Genomic DNA, 18,858 nt, shown 5'->3' on the forward strand with positions numbered 1-18,858 from the left:
AAACATGCGTCATCGTTTTCTGATAGTTCTAATCGGGCAACCCTTGCCAACTCTGTTTCCTGCTGGTTCTAAAAAGCTTTTAGTTTAACGCCAATCAACTTTCTGCGAGGCACTTATCAATAGCCTGAAAATTCTTCCGTGCGAATATTGTCATTGTTGACACCCGCTTCGCTCAGCATTTGCCGCATCGCCTTCACCATCGCGGGTGGGCCGTCGATGTAGTAGATGGGAAGTGTCAAATCATCAATGTATTTCAGGAGCATGGCTTTGCTGATAACCCCGGTTTCCCCATGCCACTCGCGGTTGGACTTTTCCATCTGCGTCATCGTACCGACAAAGGTATAGTTTGGATTTGCAGCGTGAGATTCCCTCAAATCATCCAGAAACGCCCCATCTTCCGGCTTTCGATTGGAATAAAAGACCAGGATCCGATGCTGAACCCTATCGTGAAGAGCTTGAAGAATAATACTTCTCACCGGGGTAACGCCAATACCGCCGGTTAAGAAAACAGCTGGAACGCTCTTACTATTGTGAAGCGTGAACGAGCCATGGGGAGCATCCAGCATCACTTCCGTGCCCGGCTCCATTGTTTTTAATACCCGCTTGAACGCAGTGTCACGCATTCGTGTCGCCAGCATAAGATCCTCTTCGTAAGGAGCGCTTGCCAATGAAAATGTTCGTGTGTTCCCCTCGGCGTCTGTTTCATCAGGGTTGATCAGGGTACAGTCAGCGAATTGTCCGGCTTTGTAGACAAACCCTGCAGGCTTTTCAAAATGGAACGCCATCGTTCCCTCTGCGATTTCTCGCTTATATTTCAGTTTGACTTTATAGCTTGGCATGGCGTAATTCTCCTTATTTTTGTTGAAATTATTACGTACGCAACAACACCGCTCATAGTGACTAAACGTAAAACCAACTGGGCGCGGACCACGAAAGCGAAAAAATGAGAAATGATCGCATGGCCGCGCTCCGGTTGAGTACTATGACAGATATTGAGTTTATTCCGACCTCAGTTATTCATTTCCAAGCTATATCTATTACTTCATTTCCGTCAGATCGCCCGCTGGAATAGTTCCTTCGGAACGGCCTTTAAGGTAGGCATATAGGTCGTCAATGCCATCGACCACCATTTTGTTGCCACGGAACGAATACATGATCCCACGGCCCTGAACAAGTACCCGCCGGAACTGTTCTTTAGTCAGGTTTTTCATGCTGTGGAGTAAATTCGGATTACTGACGTTGCCCTCTCCAGTTGATTGATGGCAGCTTCCGCAAGCTTCTGTTCTGTAAATATTCCAGCCATTGAAAGTAGCTTTATCGACACGGTTCCCTTCGACCTTATAAAGGGGCTGTGCAAAGACATGCTGGATGGGGAATAATACAAAAGCGCCAATCATAACAGCGACCGGCATAATTTTGTTTTTACTACGAAATATTTTGTTCATGGTTACCTCTCTTAAATCATAATCAGTCTTATTAATCTCCCGGTTGAATACACTTTGTCCACTCATCCATCGTTGTCACCGGATTGATGGCCCCTTGCTGCGGGGGGATAAGGGGTACAAAGAATTCAAGCATGCTCTGGTAGTCTTTAGCCTGCACGATGATGTAGTAGACATGCTCTGTTGCTCCAACATAGGCCCCATGAATCTTGACTTCTTTTTTTGCGGCTTCCTCGCGTTTAGCCCAGAAGTCAATGAGCATTTGAGCACCCTCTTTACTCCTGCCTGGACAATTTTCCGGGGTATGGGTCCAGTGGACAACAAAGAACATTCCATCGTTTTCGGTTTTTTTCCCCTGCTACCGTCATTTCATCAGCCATTTTCGTCTCCTTAAGTTGATGGTTGCGTTATGATACGAAGACATTAATTGTCAACCCATTCAATAGCTGTCTATCAAACAGAGATTTATTTCTCCGTACTTGTTAATTCAAAAGCTTATAGTCATATAAGACAAACGATATTTTTTGGACATTAGTATCGGCATATCCGATACAGAGGAGTGGTATCATGCAAAAAACAAAAATTTTATTAGTCTTTTTGATCTCAACTCTCGGATACTCAACATCTTACCTGATTAGAAAGATTCTTCAGCCAAACCAGATTTTCTCAATTATAAGGAGCATACTGACCCAAACAAACCCACCCAAGAGAAACTGCCATGGCCATGAACCGTATCCAATTCCAACAAGGCTTGTCCTTGCCTGCATTCCTTGAGCAGTATGGCACCGATGAGCAATGCGGGGACACACTGGAAGCCTCACGTTGGCCGCAAGGCTTCCGTTGCCCAGGGTTCGGCCACGCGGATTACTATTTTCTCAAGGGAGGAAAACATAAGGCCTTCCAATGCAAGTGCTGCCGGTTGCAGACATCCCTGATCGCAGGCACCTTGTTCCAAAGCACCCACTTGGCGCTAAGTCTTTGGTTCTTGGCAATTTATCTGGTCAGTCAAGCCAAGACTGGCTTGTCGGCACTCGACCTGAAACGGCAACTGGGCGTGAGTTACCCCACGGCTTGGCTGATACAGCAGAAGCTGATGCGGGCGATGGTCGAACGGGATACCCAGTGGTAATGTCCAGGTAGATGACGCTTACCTCGGCGGTGAATTGGCTGGCGGCAAGGCCGGGCGGGGTTCCGAGAACAAGGTGCCTTTTGTGGCGGCCATCTCGCTCAGTACCGAAGGCCGGCCTCCGTATATTAAAATGGCACCGGTTCCGGGTTTTACGCGCAATGCGATTGTCGACTGGGCTAACGGAGACCTCTCGCCAGGTTGCGTCGTCACTTCCGATGGATTAGCCTGTTTTGCCGGGGTAACCGCTGCTGGCTGCCAACACCGGGCCATCATCGTGGACGGCCGCAAGCCCAACGACTTGCTGGAGTTCAATTGGATCAACACGGTGTTGAGCAACCTCAAAACCAGCTTGGGCGGCGCCTACCATGCGTTCGATTTTGCCAAATACGGAACCCGTTACCTCGGTGCGTTTGTTTATCGTTTTAACCGGCGCTTCCATCTTGAGACACTCCCATTGCGTCTATTCGTCGCTGCGGCCACTATCGGGCCTCGCCCAGCACGTTGGCTACGACAAGCTGAAGGATCTTTCTAATCAGGAAAAATAAACACTCTTCAATCTAATCGGATTCCTTTGCGCTAAGATTGTACTTTCGCACACGATAACGCAGCGTTTCTCGGGTTGCGCCCAAATCCCTGGCGGCCGCAGTCAGGTTATAGTCCGCGCGTTCCAGCGCGGTTTTGATGATGAACTTATCCATGTCGTCGAGCGCCATGCTGCCGTCCAAAGGCAACAGCAGCATGTTTTTATCGGTCACGCCTGCTTGCGCCGGCGCGCTCGCCTGGCCCGGCAATTGCAGCCATTGGCCGGGAAAAACCGGGCCATCGGAAAACAAGACGCAACGCTCGATCACATTGCGCAATTCGCGCACATTGCCCGGCCAGTCATGGCTTTTCAGTTTGATCCAGACCTCATCGGGAATATCCTTGACCCGCCGACCCGCTTTCGCATTATATTCGGCGACAAATAACGGCACCAAATCTTCGAGATCTTCTTTTGCGGCGCGGAGTGGCGGCAACATGACCTTGAAAACACTCAAGCGGTGATAAAGATCGCTGCGAAAACCGCCTTCGCGCACCATCTGCTCCAGATCGCGGTTACTGGCCGCAACGATCTGCACATCCACGCTGACCTCTTTCTCGCCGCCGAGCCGGCGCACCTTGTGATCCTCGATCGCTTTGAGCAGCTTGGCCTGTAAATCGAGCGGCATTTCGCCGATTTCATCCATGAACAACGTGCCGCCGTCGGCCTGCTCGAGCAGACCTCGATGCCGGCTGGTCGCACCGGTAAACGCGCCCGGCTCGTGACCGAACAATTCGGACTCGAGAAGTTCACGAGGCAGCGCGGCGCAATTGACCTCAATCATCGGCTGCTGCGTGCGGGCGCCGCCGTAATGCAGAATTTTGGCGGTCAGGCCTTTGCCGGTCCCGCTTTCGCCGCCGATGATCAAGGCGCTAAACGGCACCTCGGTCAAGCGTTGCAACAAGTCCCGAATCTCCTGCGCCTGCCGGCTGCGGCCGACATAGGCATTTGGCGAATAGCGTTTATGACCGACGCTAGCCTGTTCGTGCACCCGCCTGACGATCGTGGCGCTGCGCGCGGCGCTCGCAACCACCAGATCGAGGCGCTCAAGATCGCAAGGTTTTTCCAAAAAATCATAGGCGCCCAACCGCAATGCCCTAACCGAATCGGGCACGCTGCCGTAACCGGTTAAAAATAGCCATTCGGCAAACCCTGCCTTCATCTTCATTTTTTCCATCAAATCCAATGCATTGCCGTCCGGCAGATTCAGATCTGAAAGAATCAGCAAAGGGGCCAGATTTTTTTTGACAAGCCAGTCTTCGGCCTCGGCCAGTGTAGCCGCCAACACCACCTCCCAACCCGCCTTCCGGTAATGCAGCGAAAGCTCGGAACCCAACAGTTTTTCATCCTCGATGATCAGCAAGGTTTCTATCATCAAAGCGACTCCTGATCGATGACCGGTAAAAATAACGTTACACGGGCGCCATGCGGCATCCGGTTCGTGAGATTGATGCTGCCGCCGGCATCCTTGACAAAACGCTGCACCATCGTCAACCCCAGACCGGTGCCCCGTTGCCGGGTCGTGCGAAACGGCCGGATGCCCTGTTCGAGCAATTCCCGAGAAAAGCCGGGGCCGTCATCCGTGACGTCGATCCGTATGCCTTTGCTATCTTGTTTGGCCGATACCTGAATCGTTCCGGCGCGGCCTTCCAGAGCATCGGCCGCATTCAGAATCAAATTCAGCAAGGCTTGCCGCAGGCCACCTGACGGCAAACGCGCGTGCAGGAGCGGCTCGACGGCAATATCCAGGCGAATCGCTTCGGCGATTTGATATCGAGTCAATGCCGCCAGATCGCGAATCAGCATCGCGATGTCGATGTCGTCGGCGGCTTCCGGCAGATGGCGGCTTTGATTCAATAAATCATTGAGCAAATAACCGAGCCGTTTCAACTCGTTGCCGATCAGTTCTATCCTGGCGTGTTGTTCGGAGTTATTGATTTCGCGGCGCAAATTGCTGAACGCAATTTGTATGCCCGCCAGCGGATTGCGAATTTCGTGCGCGAGTTCGGCCGCGACTTCGCCGACTGCGGCCAGCCGCTCGGCCCGAGCAAGACTGGCCTGTTGTTCTAGCAACGCCTGTGTCGCCAGCCTGACTTCGCGCTGCAAGGATTGCGCGTACAGCCGTTTCGCCTCCTCCAAATCGGCCAGATGGCTGACCATGTCGTTATAACTACTGAAGACCGGTAACAGCAACGGATCGAGATGGTCGGTCGTAATCCGGGTAAAATTGCCTTCTGTCAGACGCTGCAGCAGCAGCCTCAGGTCGTGCAAGGGATGCAAAATCCGCCGGTAAAAAAAACCGAATGCGACCACCACGATCGCGATGAACGTGACCGCGGCCAGATCGAGCTCGGTCTGCGTATCCTCGCTGATCTGGCCAAGCAACTTCTCGCGCTGCCCGAGTTCATTGTCCAGCGTATCGCTGAGCAGATTCAACGCGCTGATCAATCGTTCCTGTTTTTCGCTGTCGCCGGGTTGCTTCCATTCATCCAGTATCCCTTTGACGATGAGCATATTACCGCCGGTGCTTTCGGCCAAAAATCCGCTTTCTGCGAACAATGCATTCAATTCGGCGACCGTACCATTCAACGTATCGATCGTCGGCCGTAAACTTTCAGGCTCGACAAGCACGCTGACTTTGATCAAATAATCGATCAGCGATTTTTGCAGCGCTACCGACGCATGCTGCACGCTGTGCGAATAATTGACATGCGAAAAAACGGTGTTGAAATGATGCAGGTTGCGCCAGATCATGCCGACGAACATCACCAGCACTAACGACATCAACAGCAAAAAAGCCAACACGCGGTGTTGGACGGGGCTATTCAAAAATTGCATAAGTTATTTGAGCACGATGGTAAGCGCTCGAGGTCGGGGCGCAAGTTTTCTGCGCCCCGACCTGCAAGCTACACTATTTCCTTCTCCGAAAGCTTCTTTCCATTTGTGTATTTCGGCAAACCATGATGATCGGAGCGCCGTCTGCACATATGATCTCTTTTCATTTTGCGCACCGCCAACGGATGGCGCGAATAAGTATCATGGAATTCCATGCCGAAAAACTCACAGGCGCCGCCTTGCGCTTCATAATTGTGCTGGAATTCGTGCAGAAATTCCATCACGGTATGATCGATCATATAGGCATTGCTCAATTGAAAGATTACATGCTTGCCCTTGTCAATCCCGGCCAGCGCGGTTTTCAGCTTCAGAAAGTTAGAGAAAATCGCCGCGCCGACGATTTCGACCAGTAGCGAACCGTCTTCCATGGGTTCCAAAACGAAGTGAATCTTGAACAGATTATTCAATCTGACGCCCCTGAGCATATGGATCGCAAATTTGGCCGCGATCCCGATCGCGACGCCGATCAGCAAATCGGTCGCCAATACGCCGATGATGGTCACTACGAACATGAACAACTGTTCCTTGCCTATCCCCATCACTTTGGCGAATTCCTTCGGCGAAGCCAGGCGAAAACCCGTAAAAACAAGCAGAGATGCCAGCGACGCCAAGGGAATGCTGTGAATCAAGCGTGGAAACAGCACCACGAACAACAGCAAAAACACGCCGTGAAAAAAATTGGCCCAACCGGTTTTCGCGCCGTTATTGCAGTTGGCCGAACTACGGACGATTTCGGCAATCATCGGCAAACCGCCGATCATGCCGCACACCAGATTGCCGACACCGACCGCGGTCAAGTCGCGGTCCAGATTCGAATGCCGGCGATAAGGATCGAGCTTATCGACCGCGACAGCGCTAAGCAAACTTTCGAGACTGCCGACTAGGCAAATCGTGACCACCGCTTCCCAAAATTCGGCCGTCGCGATCTTCGAGAAATCCGGAAAATAAAAACTGGACAAAAAATTATCCGAAATCGCGACCAGAAACTTAGGTCCGACCGTGGCCTCATGATGCGGCAGGAAACTCGCATCCGGCAGGAACAAATACATGTGCTCATGATCCAGATCATAAAAACGCGCCAGACCGATGCCCGCCAACACTACAAGGATCGGCGCCGGCAACATCTTGAGTTGCGGTTCCCGGACCACCCGCCAGAAGATCAGAATCGCGATGCTGGTCACACCGATCATCGCGATTTCGGGATTCAGATTGATGATGCTGTGCGGGATTTGCGCGATCGTGGAAAACAGACTGCCTTTTTCCGGCGTCACGCCCAGCATCACATGGATTTGTTTCGCCATGATGATGATCCCGATAGCGGCCAGCATCCCATGCACGACCGAGGCCGGAAAAAACGAACTGAGACGCCCTGCCTTGAACAAACCTAACACAATTTGCAGCGCGCTGGCGACCACGATGGCGGCCAGCGTATAGCGGTAACCCGCCATCGCATCGCCCTGGCCGAGGTTTTGCACCGCATCCAGCACGACCACGATCAAACCGGCAGCGGGGCCGTTGATCGTCATGAACGAACCATTGATCCTCGAGACCACTATACCGCCAATGATCGCGGTAATCAGCCCGGCCGACGGCGGAAAGCCGGATGCCATCGAAATACCCAAACACAAAGGCAGGGCGATCAAAAACACCAAAAAGCCAGACAACAGGTCGACGCGCCAATTTTCTTTTAAACCGGCAATCCCCGTGCTGGGCGAGCCGGACGACATGGTACTCAACATTAGCCTCTCCATCATTTATAGATGCCTAGGCCATAGCGAATACCATGCCAGCCCGAATAAAATAACTATCCTATTGTTTTATTTATTTTTTTGTTACAAAAAATTGTATTGCAGGGAGTAAAACGGTGCAAAAACACCATTATTAAGGTTGTATTACACCGAGGCCTTCCCGTTATTTTCGTCTCTCGACAATCCCAGTAAAAACCGCTCAAATTCTCCCGTTAAAAACGGCAATTCGCTCAGCAAACGATGATCGGCGTCCAGCATCGTCAGGCGAACCCGATGTTCCCGGCAAAAGCGCCATGCATGATCCGGCGGCACTATGTCGTCTTGCCAGCCGTGATAAACCCAAGTGCATCCTTTCGGCGCCGTGAATGCCGTTTGCCGATAACCGGGCAGATAAATCGCCGGCGCCAGCAAAAACAGACCGGCGGGTTTGATCGTCGCCGCCGCGACCGCGGACACATAAGCGCCCATGCTCGATCCAGCCAGCACAACATGGTCAAAAGTCCTCCAATCGGTCGCCAGCAATAGCCGCACGCGCAGGTCGGGGTCGGATTGCCCGCGGTAATCAGGGCTTTCGACCTGATAACCCTGTTTTTTGGCGACCTCGGCAAATGCCAGCGTTTTGTCGCCCCAGGGCACGCTGTCCTTGCCATGGCTATAAACGAATAATTTTTTCATTTGCATGTTTCCGATTCCGACGCTTCGCGGTAAGACCTTAAAATCATTTAGTATTTGACCATAACAGGGTTTCACGATAAGATTATTCATTTATGTTAGCTCGCCTGCCCAAATATATTGACCCGCTTCACCTCGCCGATAAGCGCAGTGAGCTTAAGGGGGAGCTTTCGCTAAAAGATTTTGGCCGCCTCGGCGACATGCTGTCCGATACCACCGGCAACGTCGTGATCGATCTTTTTTTCAGCCGTGAAGGGAGACTGGTCAAAATCGAAGGGAAGATTGAAACCCATCTGCAACTGGTCTGCCAGAATTGCCTAAAAGCTCTTGATTGGCCCGTACAAGCGGAAGTCCATCTGGGCATCGTCAATTCCCTGGAGCAGGTCGACCGCTTGCCTCCGGATTTCGAGCCTTTGTTCATCGAAGAAGAAAAAATTCTTCTACAGAACATCATCGAAGACGAATTGTTGTTGAATCTTCCCCAATACCCGAAACATCCCGAGCCCTGCAAGATTGAGGATACGGGCAGTCGCACTCCGGGTCAAGCGGAGGCGGATCGGCAAAAAAAACAGGATAATCCTTTTTCCATTTTAACCCACTTAAAAAATCTGGAGAGCCCTCATGGCAGTACAAAAAAGTAAAGTTTCCCGTTCAAGACGCGGCCAGCGCCGTTCGCACGACGCATTGACCAGTCGCGCGCTGTCGCAAGACCCATTGACCGGAGAAACCCATCTGCGTCATCACGTAACGCCGGATGGCTATTTCAAAGGCCGCCAAATCACAACCACCAGCGACGAAGAATAAGCTTCGGGCTTTAACTCGACACGATACCGAACCCTTGCCGGTTCGGTTTTTTATTTTTTAATGCGGAGACATCGGTTAAGGTGAGCCTGACTATTTCGATTGATGCGATGGGCGGGGATTACGGCCCTGAAGTAACGATCCCGGCCTCGCTGGATTGTTTGAAGAATAATCCGGACTTAAAGCTGATTCTGGTAGGCAACGAAACCACCATCAAACAGAAGTTGGGAACCGAGATCGAAACCTATCGCGACAGACTGACGGTGCATCACGCATCCCAATGCGTCGACATGGATGAACCGCCGTCGAAAGCCTTAAAAAACAAAAAAGACTCTTCGATGCGGGTCGCGATCAACCTCGTGCGCGACGGTCAAGCCGATGCGTGCGTCAGCGCCGGCAATACCGGCGCACTGATGGCAACGGCCCGTTTCGTGCTCAAAATGATCCCGGGCATCGATCGCCCCGCGATCATTTCGACACTCCCTTCCATTCATGGCCACACCCATGTGCTCGACCTCGGCGCGAATGTCGATTGCACGGCGCAGCATCTGTTCGAATTTGCGGTAATGGGCGCCGAACTGGTCAAGGCGGTCGAAAACATCGAATCGCCGCGAGTCGGCTTGCTGAATATCGGCGAGGAAGAGATGAAGGGCAACGAGCAGGTCAAGGCCGCCGCCAAACTGCTCGAAGCGTCGCCGTTGAATTATATAGGCTATGTCGAAGGCAATTCATTGAACGCGGGCGCGATCAGGGTGGACCTGATCGTGACCGACGGCTTTGTCGGCAACGTCGCGCTCAAATCGATCGAAGGCGCCGCCAAGATGATCGGTACGCTGTTGAAGGAAGCTTTTTCGAAGAGCCTACTGACTAAAGCGGCAGGCCTGGTCGCTTATCCGGTTTTATCCTCATTCAAAAAGCGCATCGACCCTCGCCTCTACAACGGCGCCAGTTTTCTCGGCTTGCGCGGGCTGGTGATCAAAAGCCACGGCGGCGCCGACATATTGGCGTTCAAAACCGCAATCCAGTTGGCTGAAATTGAGGTTAAAAAAGACGTCATCAAAAAAATCAGCCAGCAGGTCGAACAAAACCTGTCTTTGGAAACGCACTCATGACCCGCTATTCAAGAGTCATCGGCACCGGTGGTTATCTTCCATCGGAAATTTTAACGAACGCCCAAATTTCGGAAACGGTTGACACCTCCGATAGCTGGATCTTCGAACGGACCGGCATCAAAAGCCGCCGCATCGCCGGGGCCGACGAAACCGCGTCCAGCATGGCTGAAATCGCCGCTCGTCAGGCGATCGAGATAGCCGGCATCGCCCCCGAGGAAATCGATCTGATCATCGTCGCGACCGGCACGCCGGATCGCGTTTATCCGAGCACCGGCTGTTTGTTGCAGCAGCGTCTCGGCATCAAAAACTGCGTGTCCTTCGATGTACAGGCCGCCTGTTCCGGCGCGATTTTCGGCTTGAGCATCGCCGACCAATATATCAAGACCGGCGCGGCCCGCAATGTCCTGGTCGTCGGCTCCGAAATCTGCTCGCGCATTGTCGATTGGACCGACCGCACCACCTGCGTCCTGTTCGGCGACGGCGCCGGCGCAATCCTGTTGGGCGCCTCCGAAGAAACCGGCATCCTGTCGACCCACATCCATTCGGACGGCGAATACGAAGAACTGCTGTTTTGCCCGAATCCGCAGGCGGCGCCGAACGGTTACCAGCATGAACCGGGCTATATCAGCATGCGCGGCAATGAGGTCTTCAAGGTCGCGGTCAATACGCTCGGCCGTATCGTCGATGAAACACTCGAAGCCAACGCGCTGGAGAAAGAGTCGATCGACTGGTTGGTGCCGCATCAGGCCAATATCCGGATCATCCAGGCAACCGCGAAGAAATTGAAAATGTCTATGGAGCAGGTCATTGTCACGCTCGAAAACCAGGGCAACACCTCCTCCGCCTCCGTGCTGCTTGCCTTCAATGAAGCGGTTCGCGACGGGCGCATCCAGCGCGGCCAGGTCGTCTTGCTGGAAGCATTTGGCGCCGGCTTTACCTGGGGTTCGGCGTTGTTGAAGTATTAAAACCAAGGTACAGGAAAAATCATTCCACGCCTTGTACCTTAATTCTGAACATCAAAAAATATACCCAATGTTTCAGCGAGTATTTTGACGCATCCATGAGCACACAAACCTACGACTTAGCCTTCGTTTTTCCAGGCCAGGGATCCCAGTCGGTCGGCATGATGACCGATCTTGCGAGCGGTTTCCCCGAAATCAAACAGACATTCGAGCGCGCCTCCGATGCCTTGGGCAAGGATTTATGGAAACTGGTCAGCGAAGGACCCGAAGCCGAGCTGAATCAGACCCACAACACCCAACCCGCGATGCTGGCCGCAGGCGTTGCAATCTGGGAAATCTGGAATAAGCAAAGCCGCGTCCGCCCGGCCTGGACCGCAGGTCATAGCCTCGGCGAATATAGCGCCCTGGTCGCCGCGAACGCGATCGCTTTCGAAGATGCAATCCGGTTGGTCGCGACGCGAGGACGCCTGATGCAGGAAGCTGTACCGCAGGGCATCGGTGCAATGGCCGCGATTTTAGGCCTCGAGGATCATCAGGTCGCGGAAGCCTGCGATAAAGCCGCGCAGGGCGAAGTCGTCGCCGCGGTCAACTTCAATGCGCCGGGCCAGGTCGTAATCGCCGGCAATGCGGACGCGGTTCAGCGCGCGATTTCCGAAGCGCAAACCCTCGGCGCCAAACGCGCGGTGCTGCTGCCGGTCAGCGTGCCGTCGCACTGCGCCCTGATGGCCGGCGCGGCCGAAAAACTCAAAGAAGAATTATTGCGGATTCAAATTAAAAGCCCTGACATCACGTTGATCCATAATACCGACGTGATGGCGCACAGCGCGCCGGAAGTGATTCGCAACGCCCTGAAAGAACAACTCTACAAACCGGTGCGCTGGGTCGATTCGATCAAATTCATGCACGACCAAGGCGTCGCCCGCTTTGTCGAATGCGGCCCCGGCAAGGTCCTGATCGGGCTGAACAAACGTATCGTGAAGGATGCCGAGCATCTGTCGATCTTCGATAGCAAATCTTTACACACTACTTTGGAGCTGTTAAATGGCTAAACAAGTCGCTTTAGTGACGGGCGCCAGCCGCGGCATCGGCAAGGCGATTGCCGAAAGACTGGCCGGCGACGGTTTTTTCGTGGTCGGCACCGCGACCACCGAAACCGGTGCGGAAGCCATCTCGGCTTATCTCGGCGAAAACGGCAAGGGCTTGCGTCTCGATGTCGCGGACTCCGATTCGATTGCCGAGGCAATCAAAACCGTCAATGACGAATTCGGCGCGCCGACCGTGCTGGTCAACAATGCGGGCATTACCCGCGACAATCTGTTGATGCGGATGAAGGACGAGGAATGGGATGCGATCATCAACACCAACCTCGCCTCGGTTTTCCGGATGAGCAAGGCGGTACTCCGCGGCATGATGAAGGCACGCACCGGCCGCATCATCAGCATTTCCTCGGTCGTCGGTTCGACCGGCAACGCCGGCCAGGCCAACTATGCCGCCGCGAAAGCCGGCATCGCCGGTTTCAGCAAATCGCTGGCCAAGGAAGTCGGCTCGCGGAATATCACCGTAAACGTGGTCGCGCCCGGCTTCATCGATACCGACATGACCAAGGACCTGAGCGACGACATCAAAACCTCGCTGCTGGCTTCGATTCCGCTGGAACGCCTCGGTGCGCCCGAGGAAATCGCGCATGCGGTATCGTTCCTTGCCTCGCCGGGCGCGGCCTATATTACCGGAGAAACCCTGCATGTGAATGGCGGCATGTATATGCCATAAACTTCCTCTCTCGCCTAGCCACGGCCTTACCTCCGGGCGGTCAGCTTAATATTGTGACTTTAAATTCAGATTACAGTATAATTTTCGCTACCGTCTGGAATTTCCGTGGACGGGATTTCTAGTAACACCAATAACAATATCATTGTAAATATATGATTTATATTAATAGTATATTTACATTGCTTGAGGATAATAATCATGAGTAATGTTGAACAACGAGTAAAAAAAATTGTTGCAGAGCAATTGGGCGTTAAAGAAGATATCGCCAATGACGCATCTTTCGTAGATGATCTGGGCGCCGACTCTCTTGACACCGTTGAACTCGTTATGGCGCTTGAAGAAGAATTCGAGTGCGAAATTCCGGACGAAGAAGCTGAAAAAATCACCACTGTTCAGCAAGCGATCGACTACGTCGAAAAGAACACCTGATAGTAGCGATTCATTAGTGGATGACATTCTGCGCATCCACTAACTTTTTACCCCACGATTTTTCTAAACCACAGATTCCACACGGTAACCACATTGAGCACACGTCGAGTCGTAATCACCGGTTTGGGCGCCATTACACCTTTAGCAAACACGGTAGCCGAAACCTGGGACGGCATTATCAACGGCAAAAGCGGCATCGGCCCCATCGATTCCTTTGATATTTCTCCTTTCGCGACCACCTTCGGCGGCGTGATTCGGAACTTCGATGTTACCCAATACATCCCGGCCAAAGACGCGCAGCGCATGGATGGCTTCATTCATTACGGCATGGCGGCAGGCTGTCAGGCATTCGAGGATTCCGGCATCGAAGTGACCGAAGCCAACGCGGAACGGATCGGCGTAGCGATCGGCGCCGGCATCGGCGGCGTGACAGGCATCGAAGAATGTTACGCGCTGTACGAAAAAAGCGGTCCGCGCCGGATTTCGCCGTTTTTCGTGCCAGGCAACATCATCAACATGATTTCCGGCAATCTGTCGATCAAATACGGCCTAAAAGGACCGAATTTTGCGATCGTGACCGCCTGCGCCACCGGCACCCACAACATCGGCGATTCGGTACGACTGATCCAACACGGCGATGCGGACGTGATGGTGGCCGGCGGCGCCGAACGCTGCACGACTTCGCCGACCGCCATGGGCGGTTTCATTTCGGCGAAAGCCTTGTCGCGACGGAACGACAGCCCCGCCACGGCCAGCCGGCCTTGGGATAAAGACCGCGACGGTTTCGTACTCAGCGACGGAGCGGGCGTGGTCGTACTCGAAGAACTCGAACACGCGAAAGCACGCGGTGCAAAAATTTACGCGGAAGTGGTCGGCTACGGTATGAGCGGTGACGCCTATCACATGACCACCCCGTCACCCGGCGGCGAAGGCGCGGCGCGCTGCATGCGCAATGCCTTGCGCGATGCCCGTTTGAATGCGGAAGCAATCGACTATATCAACGCGCACGGCACCTCGACGCCGGCCGGCGATATAGGTGAAACCCAGGCGATGAAGGCGGCGCTGGGCGATCACGCCTACAACGTCGCGGTCAGTTCGACCAAGTCGATGATCGGCCACATGCTCGGCGCGGCCGGCGGTATTGAGGCGGTATTGACCTCTCTTAGCATCAAAAACCAGATCGCGCCGCCGACGATCAACCTGGACAACCCCGATCCCGAATGCGATCTCGATTATGTCCCGAATGTCGCGCGCGACATGAAGATCAATATCGCGATGTCGAACTCATTCGGATTTGGCGGCACCAACGGCACATTGATTTTCAAACGCTACGAATAAGCGATGATCCCGAGCGGGGTTGTCGCATCCGCCAATGCTGCTGGTCAATGGTGAACCTAGAGAGACCCTGCCCGTTTCGGACCGCGGCCTGCAATACGGCGACGGCTTGTTCGAAACGATCGAAATCAAAGGCCGGCAGCCGGTTTTTTTCGATCGGCATCTAAAGCGGCTTGAAGCCGGTTGCGGGCGGCTCGCGATCCCGTTTCCCGCGCCGGAGATTCTGGCCGAAGAAGCCGAAATATTGTGCAAACATTCCCTAGCCGAGGCCGTACTCAAAATCATCGTGACTTCGGGCTCCGGCGGACGGGGATATCGGCGTCCCGAGACGATTCAAGCGACCCGGATCCTAAGCTTGCATCCCTACCCCGACTACCCGAACTCGTTTAGTACCGAGGGCATCAATACCCGCATTTGCAAAAACCGCCTCGGCATCAATCCGGCCCTGGCCGGTATCAAACATTTGAACCGCCTGGAACAGGTTCTCGCCCGTGCCGAATGGACCGATCAAACCATTCACGAAGGCATCATGCTGGACAGCGTCGGCCATGTGATCGAAGGCACGATGACCAACCTGTTTTATGTAAAGGATCATGCCGTATATACCGCCCCCCTTGGACAAAGCGGCATTGCCGGAATCGTTCGCGGCCTCATTATGCAGCTTGCGGAACAGCACCAACTTGCGTTATATGAACGGAGTTATTCCCTCGAACAATTATTATCGGCCGATGAAATCTTTGTCTGTAACTCGATCATCGGCATCTGGCCGGTCAAACAGATCGATCAGACCGTTTTCAAACCGGGACCCATCACCCGGAAGATCCGGCAATGGCTAGCCGATTATAAACAAGAGACGCTTCGCAGTGAGCAATAAAATCATTGGTTTGACCTTATTATTCATCAGTTTTACCGGTGGCTGGGCATGGATGGACTACCGCCAAGCCCTGCATGCGCCTGTCGTCAGGGACAATTCGGTCGTAATCGAAATCGTCAAGGGCGATTCGATGACCCGGATCGCCGAGAAACTTGCCGAACAGCATCTAAAGGTCAGCGCTTTATGGTTCAAGATTATCGCACTCCAAAAACAATCGGCCGCCAAACTGAAGACCGGCGAATATGAATTCACGACCGGCCTAACCCTGCCCGAAATTATCGACCAGATTGCGGAAGGCAAAACCCGGCAACACAGCATCACCTTTCCGGAAGGCTGGAGCCTTGCGGAGATCCTGGCCGAAATGAAGAGCAATCCGCATATCCAACACACACTCAACGAAACGTCCCCGGAAGTATTACGCGCCCATATCGGCATCACTGAAAGCAAAACCGAGGGCCTGTTTTTTCCGGATACTTATTTCTTTGAGAAAAACATGTCCGATGTCTCTTTGTTGAAAAGGGCCTACGACAAAATGCAGTCGGTACTGCAGGAAGAATGGCCGCAAAGAACGGCCAATTTGCCGCTCAACTCGCCCTACGAGGCGTTGATTCTCGCCTCTATCATCGAAAAAGAAACCGGCGCGGAGGAGGAACGGCCCTTGATCGCGGGGGTAATGGTGCGCCGTCTGCAAAAAGGCATGCCTTTGCAGACCGACCCGACTGTAATCTATGGCATGGGCGACAACTATCACGGTAATATCGGCGAGCAGGATTTAAAAAACCCGACTCCCTACAACACCTATCTGATCAAAGGACTGCCGCCGACGCCGATCGCGATGCCGGGACGCGACGCCATCCATGCCGCATTGCATCCCGATACCGGCAACAGCCTGTATTTTGTCGCCAAGGGCAACGGCACGCATGTGTTTTCATCGACCCTGCAAGACCACAATCATGCGGTCAAGCTCTTTCAGAAACAAAAAAATGACCAGTATCGCACGCGGTAAATTCATCACACTGGAAGGCGGTGAAGGCGTCGGCAAAAGCACGAACCTGATCTTTCTGCATGATTTTCTAAAGGTTCGAAACATCCCGGTCGTGATCACTCGCGAACCCGGCGGCACCCCGCTGGCCGAAAAGCTCCGTGCGTTGCTGCTCGACAAAAATGGCGAATCGATCGCCGCGACCACCGAATTGTTGCTGATGTTCGCCGCTCGGGCGCAGCATATACGGCATGTGATCGAACCGGCGCTGGCCAAAGGCGAATGGGTGCTGTGCGACCGCTTTACCGATGCGACCTACGCCTACCAAGGCGGCGCGCGGCACATGGAATTATCGACGATTGCCTGGCTTGAACATCTGGTGCAAGGCTCCTTGCGGCCCGATCTGACTTTGCTGCTCGACGCACCGGCCGAGACAGGGTTGGCGCGCGCGAGGGAACGGCGAGGCGAGGCAGACCGTTTCGAAGCCGAAAAACGCCAGTTTTTCGAAGATGTCCGCCTGGCCTATCTAAAGCAAGCCGAACAACACCCGGAAAGAATCAAGATCGTCGCGGCCGACCGTCCGTTGCCCGATGTGCAAGCCGCGCTCGCCGATTCGCTTTCGGCTCTGTTGCGATGAAACCGTTACTGCCCTGGCAACAAGCCCAATGGCGTCAGCTGTGCGGCTATATCCGCCAGCAGCGCATCCCGCAGGCACTGTTGATCACCGGCAACAAAGGCCTCGGCAAGCGCGAACTGGCCGAACACTTCACCGCCACCCTGCTCTGCCATGCGCCAAATGCCGACAACGAAGCCTGCGGCCATTGCCATGGCTGCAAACTGCATGCCGCCGGCAACCACCCCGATCTGTTCGTGGTAAGTCCTGACGAACCCGGCAAAGCGATCGGCATCAACACAATTCGCGAACTGATCGTCGATACGCAATTAAAACCGCAATATGACACCTACCGCATCGTGATCATCGATCCGGCCGATCAATTGAACCGACCGGCCGCGAATGCGTTTTTAAAATGTCTCGAAGAACCGACCGAACGCACGGTGATCTTGTTGATTACCGCAAAACCCGCCAAACTGCCGATCACAATCGCCAGCCGCTGCCAGCGCTTAGCCGTCAATCCGCCCGACAGCGCTACCGTCGTGGCTTGGCTCAAAGCGCAGTCGATCGCCGATGCGGAAGCCTTGGCCACGCTGGCCCGGAATGCGCCGTTCGCCGCCCTGCACTATGCGAACGAGCAGGCCTTGGCGGTCCAGGGCGACTGTTTCAAGGCCTGGCTCGACATCGCCAAACATCGCGCAAGCCCGATCGTGATTGCCGAAGACTGGCAAAAACTGCCGCTCCCCTCTCTGCTCTCGTGGCTGACTTCCTGGCTGATTGACCTGATCAAATGTAAATTCCGGTCGGAAGGCAATCTATTGCAGGAATCCCGTCTCCGCTCCCCCTTGCAAGAACTGTCCGGACAACTAGACTTAAAAAAACTTTATCAGTTGTACGATTTGTTGTTGGCCGCACGCGAACGGCTCGATAGCCAAATCAATAAACAGATGATGTTGGAAGAAATTTTGATTCAATGGTCTGAACTCAACCGGAGCTGAACATCATGGCGGACCCCAATAATCCCCGGCAAGGCATCTTGTCATTATCGATCAAGGATAAAAGCGCGTTGTACATGGCTTACATGCCCTTCGTGACCAACGGCGGCCTGTTCATTCCGACCACTCGGTCTTATGAAATGGGCCAGGAAGTGTTTATTTTACTGAGCCTGATGGATGAAACCGAACGACTGCCGATAGCCGGCAAGATCATCTGGAAAAATCCGCCCGGCGGCGTATACCGCACATCGGGCATCGGCGTGCAATTCAGCGACCAGGACGGTGGCCAGGCGCGAAATAAAATCGAAAACCATCTGGCCGGCGCGCTCGAATCGGAACGGCAGACGCATACGATGTAAAACCCGTAACCCAATTTTTACACACGGCTCGCACCCAATCGCGTAAAATATCACCCCATACCGGCATCGATTGCCGCTATGGGGTGAGCAGGACTGCATTTCGCATCTCTCCCCGTTTCCGAATCCCGGCACTTTCTTTTTGCCCGCTAGATATTGACCT

The 18,858-nt window shown here is 53.7% G+C and carries 20 protein-coding genes and 1 pseudogene; 14 read left to right on the forward strand and 7 right to left on the reverse strand.

Annotated features, from left to right (window positions below):
- Positions 1-116: 116 nt before the first annotated feature.
- The 3 genes from U2W12_RS04935 to U2W12_RS04945 all read right to left on the reverse strand — a co-directional run bounded on the left by U2W12_RS04935 (position 117) and on the right by U2W12_RS04945 (position 1,773).
- The gene (locus U2W12_RS04935) at positions 117-839 is read right to left on the reverse strand and encodes an FAD-dependent oxidoreductase (RefSeq protein WP_326499559.1); all 723 of its coding nucleotides are present in this window, start codon (positions 837-839) and stop codon (positions 117-119) included.
- A gap of 198 nt (positions 840-1,037) precedes the next feature.
- Positions 1,038-1,445 (reverse strand): cytochrome c, encoded by a 408-nt coding sequence (locus U2W12_RS04940; RefSeq protein WP_326499560.1) that lies wholly within the window; start codon positions 1,443-1,445, stop codon positions 1,038-1,040.
- Between the two features lie 31 nt (positions 1,446-1,476).
- Positions 1,477-1,773 (reverse strand): DUF3303 family protein, encoded by a 297-nt coding sequence (locus U2W12_RS04945; protein ID WP_326499561.1) that lies wholly within the window; start codon positions 1,771-1,773, stop codon positions 1,477-1,479.
- Between the two features lie 387 nt (positions 1,774-2,160).
- On the opposite strand from U2W12_RS04945, the pseudogene U2W12_RS04950 reads away from it, so the two are divergent.
- Positions 2,161-3,103, forward strand: a pseudogene (locus tag U2W12_RS04950) (IS1595 family transposase).
- A gap of 25 nt (positions 3,104-3,128) precedes the next feature.
- Here U2W12_RS04950 and U2W12_RS04955 read toward each other — a convergent pair.
- The 4 genes from U2W12_RS04955 to U2W12_RS04970 all read right to left on the reverse strand — a co-directional run bounded on the left by U2W12_RS04955 (position 3,129) and on the right by U2W12_RS04970 (position 8,469).
- Positions 3,129-4,526 carry a sigma-54 dependent transcriptional regulator gene (locus tag U2W12_RS04955; protein ID WP_326499562.1) on the reverse strand — a complete coding sequence of 466 codons (1,398 nt, stop codon included), beginning with the start codon at positions 4,524-4,526 and terminating at the stop codon, positions 3,129-3,131.
- Entirely contained in the window at positions 4,526-5,989 is a 1,464-nt protein-coding gene (locus tag U2W12_RS04960; RefSeq protein ID WP_326499563.1) for an ATP-binding protein, read from the reverse strand. The genes U2W12_RS04955 and U2W12_RS04960 overlap by 1 nt, the downstream gene beginning before the upstream one ends.
- A 68-nt stretch (positions 5,990-6,057) precedes the next feature.
- Positions 6,058-7,785 carry a SulP family inorganic anion transporter gene (locus U2W12_RS04965; RefSeq protein WP_326499564.1) on the reverse strand — a complete coding sequence of 576 codons (1,728 nt, stop codon included), beginning with the start codon at positions 7,783-7,785 and terminating at the stop codon, positions 6,058-6,060.
- Positions 7,786-7,938: 153 nt separating this feature from the next.
- A complete protein-coding gene (locus U2W12_RS04970) occupies positions 7,939-8,469 on the reverse strand; it encodes an alpha/beta hydrolase (RefSeq protein WP_326499565.1) in 531 nt (176 codons plus the stop codon).
- A 92-nt stretch (positions 8,470-8,561) separates the two neighbouring features.
- Here U2W12_RS04970 and U2W12_RS04975 point away from each other — a divergent pair, with 92 nt between their 5' ends.
- From U2W12_RS04975 to U2W12_RS05035, 13 genes are all read left to right on the forward strand, one after another.
- Positions 8,562-9,107: a YceD family protein gene (locus U2W12_RS04975; protein WP_326499566.1), complete on the forward strand. Its 546-nt coding sequence runs from the start codon at positions 8,562-8,564 to the stop codon at positions 9,105-9,107.
- On the forward strand, positions 9,088-9,270 hold the full coding sequence (gene rpmF, locus U2W12_RS04980) for a 50S ribosomal protein L32 (protein WP_326499567.1): 183 nt from the start codon (positions 9,088-9,090) through the stop codon (positions 9,268-9,270). Before U2W12_RS04975 ends, rpmF begins: the two co-directional genes overlap by 20 nt.
- An 80-nt stretch (positions 9,271-9,350) precedes the next feature.
- Positions 9,351-10,379 carry a phosphate acyltransferase PlsX gene (gene plsX / locus U2W12_RS04985; protein ID WP_326499568.1) on the forward strand — a complete coding sequence of 343 codons (1,029 nt, stop codon included), beginning with the start codon at positions 9,351-9,353 and terminating at the stop codon, positions 10,377-10,379.
- Entirely contained in the window at positions 10,376-11,344 is a 969-nt protein-coding gene (locus tag U2W12_RS04990; protein ID WP_326499569.1) for a beta-ketoacyl-ACP synthase III, read from the forward strand. Before plsX ends, U2W12_RS04990 begins: the two co-directional genes overlap by 4 nt.
- A gap of 95 nt (positions 11,345-11,439) precedes the next feature.
- Positions 11,440-12,390 carry an ACP S-malonyltransferase gene (gene fabD / locus U2W12_RS04995; RefSeq protein ID WP_326499570.1) on the forward strand — a complete coding sequence of 317 codons (951 nt, stop codon included), beginning with the start codon at positions 11,440-11,442 and terminating at the stop codon, positions 12,388-12,390.
- Positions 12,383-13,111, forward strand: a complete 729-nt coding sequence (gene fabG, locus U2W12_RS05000; RefSeq protein WP_326499571.1) for a 3-oxoacyl-ACP reductase FabG — start codon at positions 12,383-12,385, stop codon at positions 13,109-13,111. The genes fabD and fabG overlap by 8 nt, the downstream gene beginning before the upstream one ends.
- A gap of 198 nt (positions 13,112-13,309) precedes the next feature.
- A complete protein-coding gene (gene acpP / locus U2W12_RS05005) occupies positions 13,310-13,540 on the forward strand; it encodes an acyl carrier protein (RefSeq protein ID WP_005371208.1) in 231 nt (76 codons plus the stop codon).
- Positions 13,541-13,633: 93 nt separating this feature from the next.
- Positions 13,634-14,878 (forward strand): beta-ketoacyl-ACP synthase II, encoded by a 1,245-nt coding sequence (gene fabF / locus U2W12_RS05010; RefSeq protein ID WP_326499572.1) that lies wholly within the window; start codon positions 13,634-13,636, stop codon positions 14,876-14,878.
- Positions 14,879-14,912: 34 nt separating this feature from the next.
- Positions 14,913-15,749 (forward strand): aminodeoxychorismate lyase, encoded by an 837-nt coding sequence (gene pabC, locus U2W12_RS05015; RefSeq protein WP_326499573.1) that lies wholly within the window; start codon positions 14,913-14,915, stop codon positions 15,747-15,749.
- On the forward strand, positions 15,739-16,755 hold the full coding sequence (gene mltG, locus U2W12_RS05020; RefSeq protein ID WP_326499574.1) for an endolytic transglycosylase MltG: 1,017 nt from the start codon (positions 15,739-15,741) through the stop codon (positions 16,753-16,755). The genes pabC and mltG overlap by 11 nt, the downstream gene beginning before the upstream one ends.
- Positions 16,742-17,368 (forward strand): dTMP kinase, encoded by a 627-nt coding sequence (gene tmk / locus U2W12_RS05025; protein WP_326499591.1) that lies wholly within the window; start codon positions 16,742-16,744, stop codon positions 17,366-17,368. Before mltG ends, tmk begins: the two co-directional genes overlap by 14 nt.
- The gene (locus U2W12_RS05030) at positions 17,365-18,342 is read left to right on the forward strand and encodes a DNA polymerase III subunit delta' (protein WP_326499575.1); all 978 of its coding nucleotides are present in this window, start codon (positions 17,365-17,367) and stop codon (positions 18,340-18,342) included. The genes tmk and U2W12_RS05030 overlap by 4 nt, the downstream gene beginning before the upstream one ends.
- 5 nt (positions 18,343-18,347) lie before the next feature.
- Entirely contained in the window at positions 18,348-18,698 is a 351-nt protein-coding gene (locus U2W12_RS05035; protein ID WP_326499576.1) for a PilZ domain-containing protein, read from the forward strand.
- Positions 18,699-18,858: the final 160 nt, after the last annotated feature.

Source organism: Methylomicrobium sp. Wu6 (assembly GCF_035916875.1).
In the GTDB taxonomy this organism is placed as follows: Bacteria; Pseudomonadota; Gammaproteobacteria; order Methylococcales; family Methylomonadaceae; genus Methylomicrobium.

Coding starts and splice junctions, on each gene's coding strand:
- U2W12_RS04935 (WP_326499559.1), bottom strand. CDS start 839: ATGCCAAGCTATAAAGTCAAACTGAAATATAAGCGAGAAATCGCAGAG.
- U2W12_RS04940 (WP_326499560.1), bottom strand. CDS start 1,445: ATGAACAAAATATTTCGTAGTAAAAACAAAATTATGCCGGTCGCTGTT.
- U2W12_RS04945 (WP_326499561.1), bottom strand. CDS start 1,773: ATGTTCTTTGTTGTCCACTGGACCCATACCCCGGAAAATTGTCCAGGC.
- U2W12_RS04955 (WP_326499562.1), bottom strand. CDS start 4,526: ATGATAGAAACCTTGCTGATCATCGAGGATGAAAAACTGTTGGGTTCC.
- U2W12_RS04960 (WP_326499563.1), bottom strand. CDS start 5,989: ATGCAATTTTTGAATAGCCCCGTCCAACACCGCGTGTTGGCTTTTTTG.
- U2W12_RS04965 (WP_326499564.1), bottom strand. CDS start 7,785: ATGTTGAGTACCATGTCGTCCGGCTCGCCCAGCACGGGGATTGCCGGT.
- U2W12_RS04970 (WP_326499565.1), bottom strand. CDS start 8,469: ATGAAAAAATTATTCGTTTATAGCCATGGCAAGGACAGCGTGCCCTGG.
- U2W12_RS04975 (WP_326499566.1), top strand. CDS start 8,562: ATGTTAGCTCGCCTGCCCAAATATATTGACCCGCTTCACCTCGCCGAT.
- rpmF (WP_326499567.1), top strand. CDS start 9,088: ATGGCAGTACAAAAAAGTAAAGTTTCCCGTTCAAGACGCGGCCAGCGC.
- U2W12_RS04990 (WP_326499569.1), top strand. CDS start 10,376: ATGACCCGCTATTCAAGAGTCATCGGCACCGGTGGTTATCTTCCATCG.
- fabD (WP_326499570.1), top strand. CDS start 11,440: ATGAGCACACAAACCTACGACTTAGCCTTCGTTTTTCCAGGCCAGGGA.
- fabG (WP_326499571.1), top strand. CDS start 12,383: ATGGCTAAACAAGTCGCTTTAGTGACGGGCGCCAGCCGCGGCATCGGC.
- acpP (WP_005371208.1), top strand. CDS start 13,310: ATGAGTAATGTTGAACAACGAGTAAAAAAAATTGTTGCAGAGCAATTG.
- pabC (WP_326499573.1), top strand. CDS start 14,913: ATGCTGCTGGTCAATGGTGAACCTAGAGAGACCCTGCCCGTTTCGGAC.
- U2W12_RS05030 (WP_326499575.1), top strand. CDS start 17,365: ATGAAACCGTTACTGCCCTGGCAACAAGCCCAATGGCGTCAGCTGTGC.
- U2W12_RS05035 (WP_326499576.1), top strand. CDS start 18,348: ATGGCGGACCCCAATAATCCCCGGCAAGGCATCTTGTCATTATCGATC.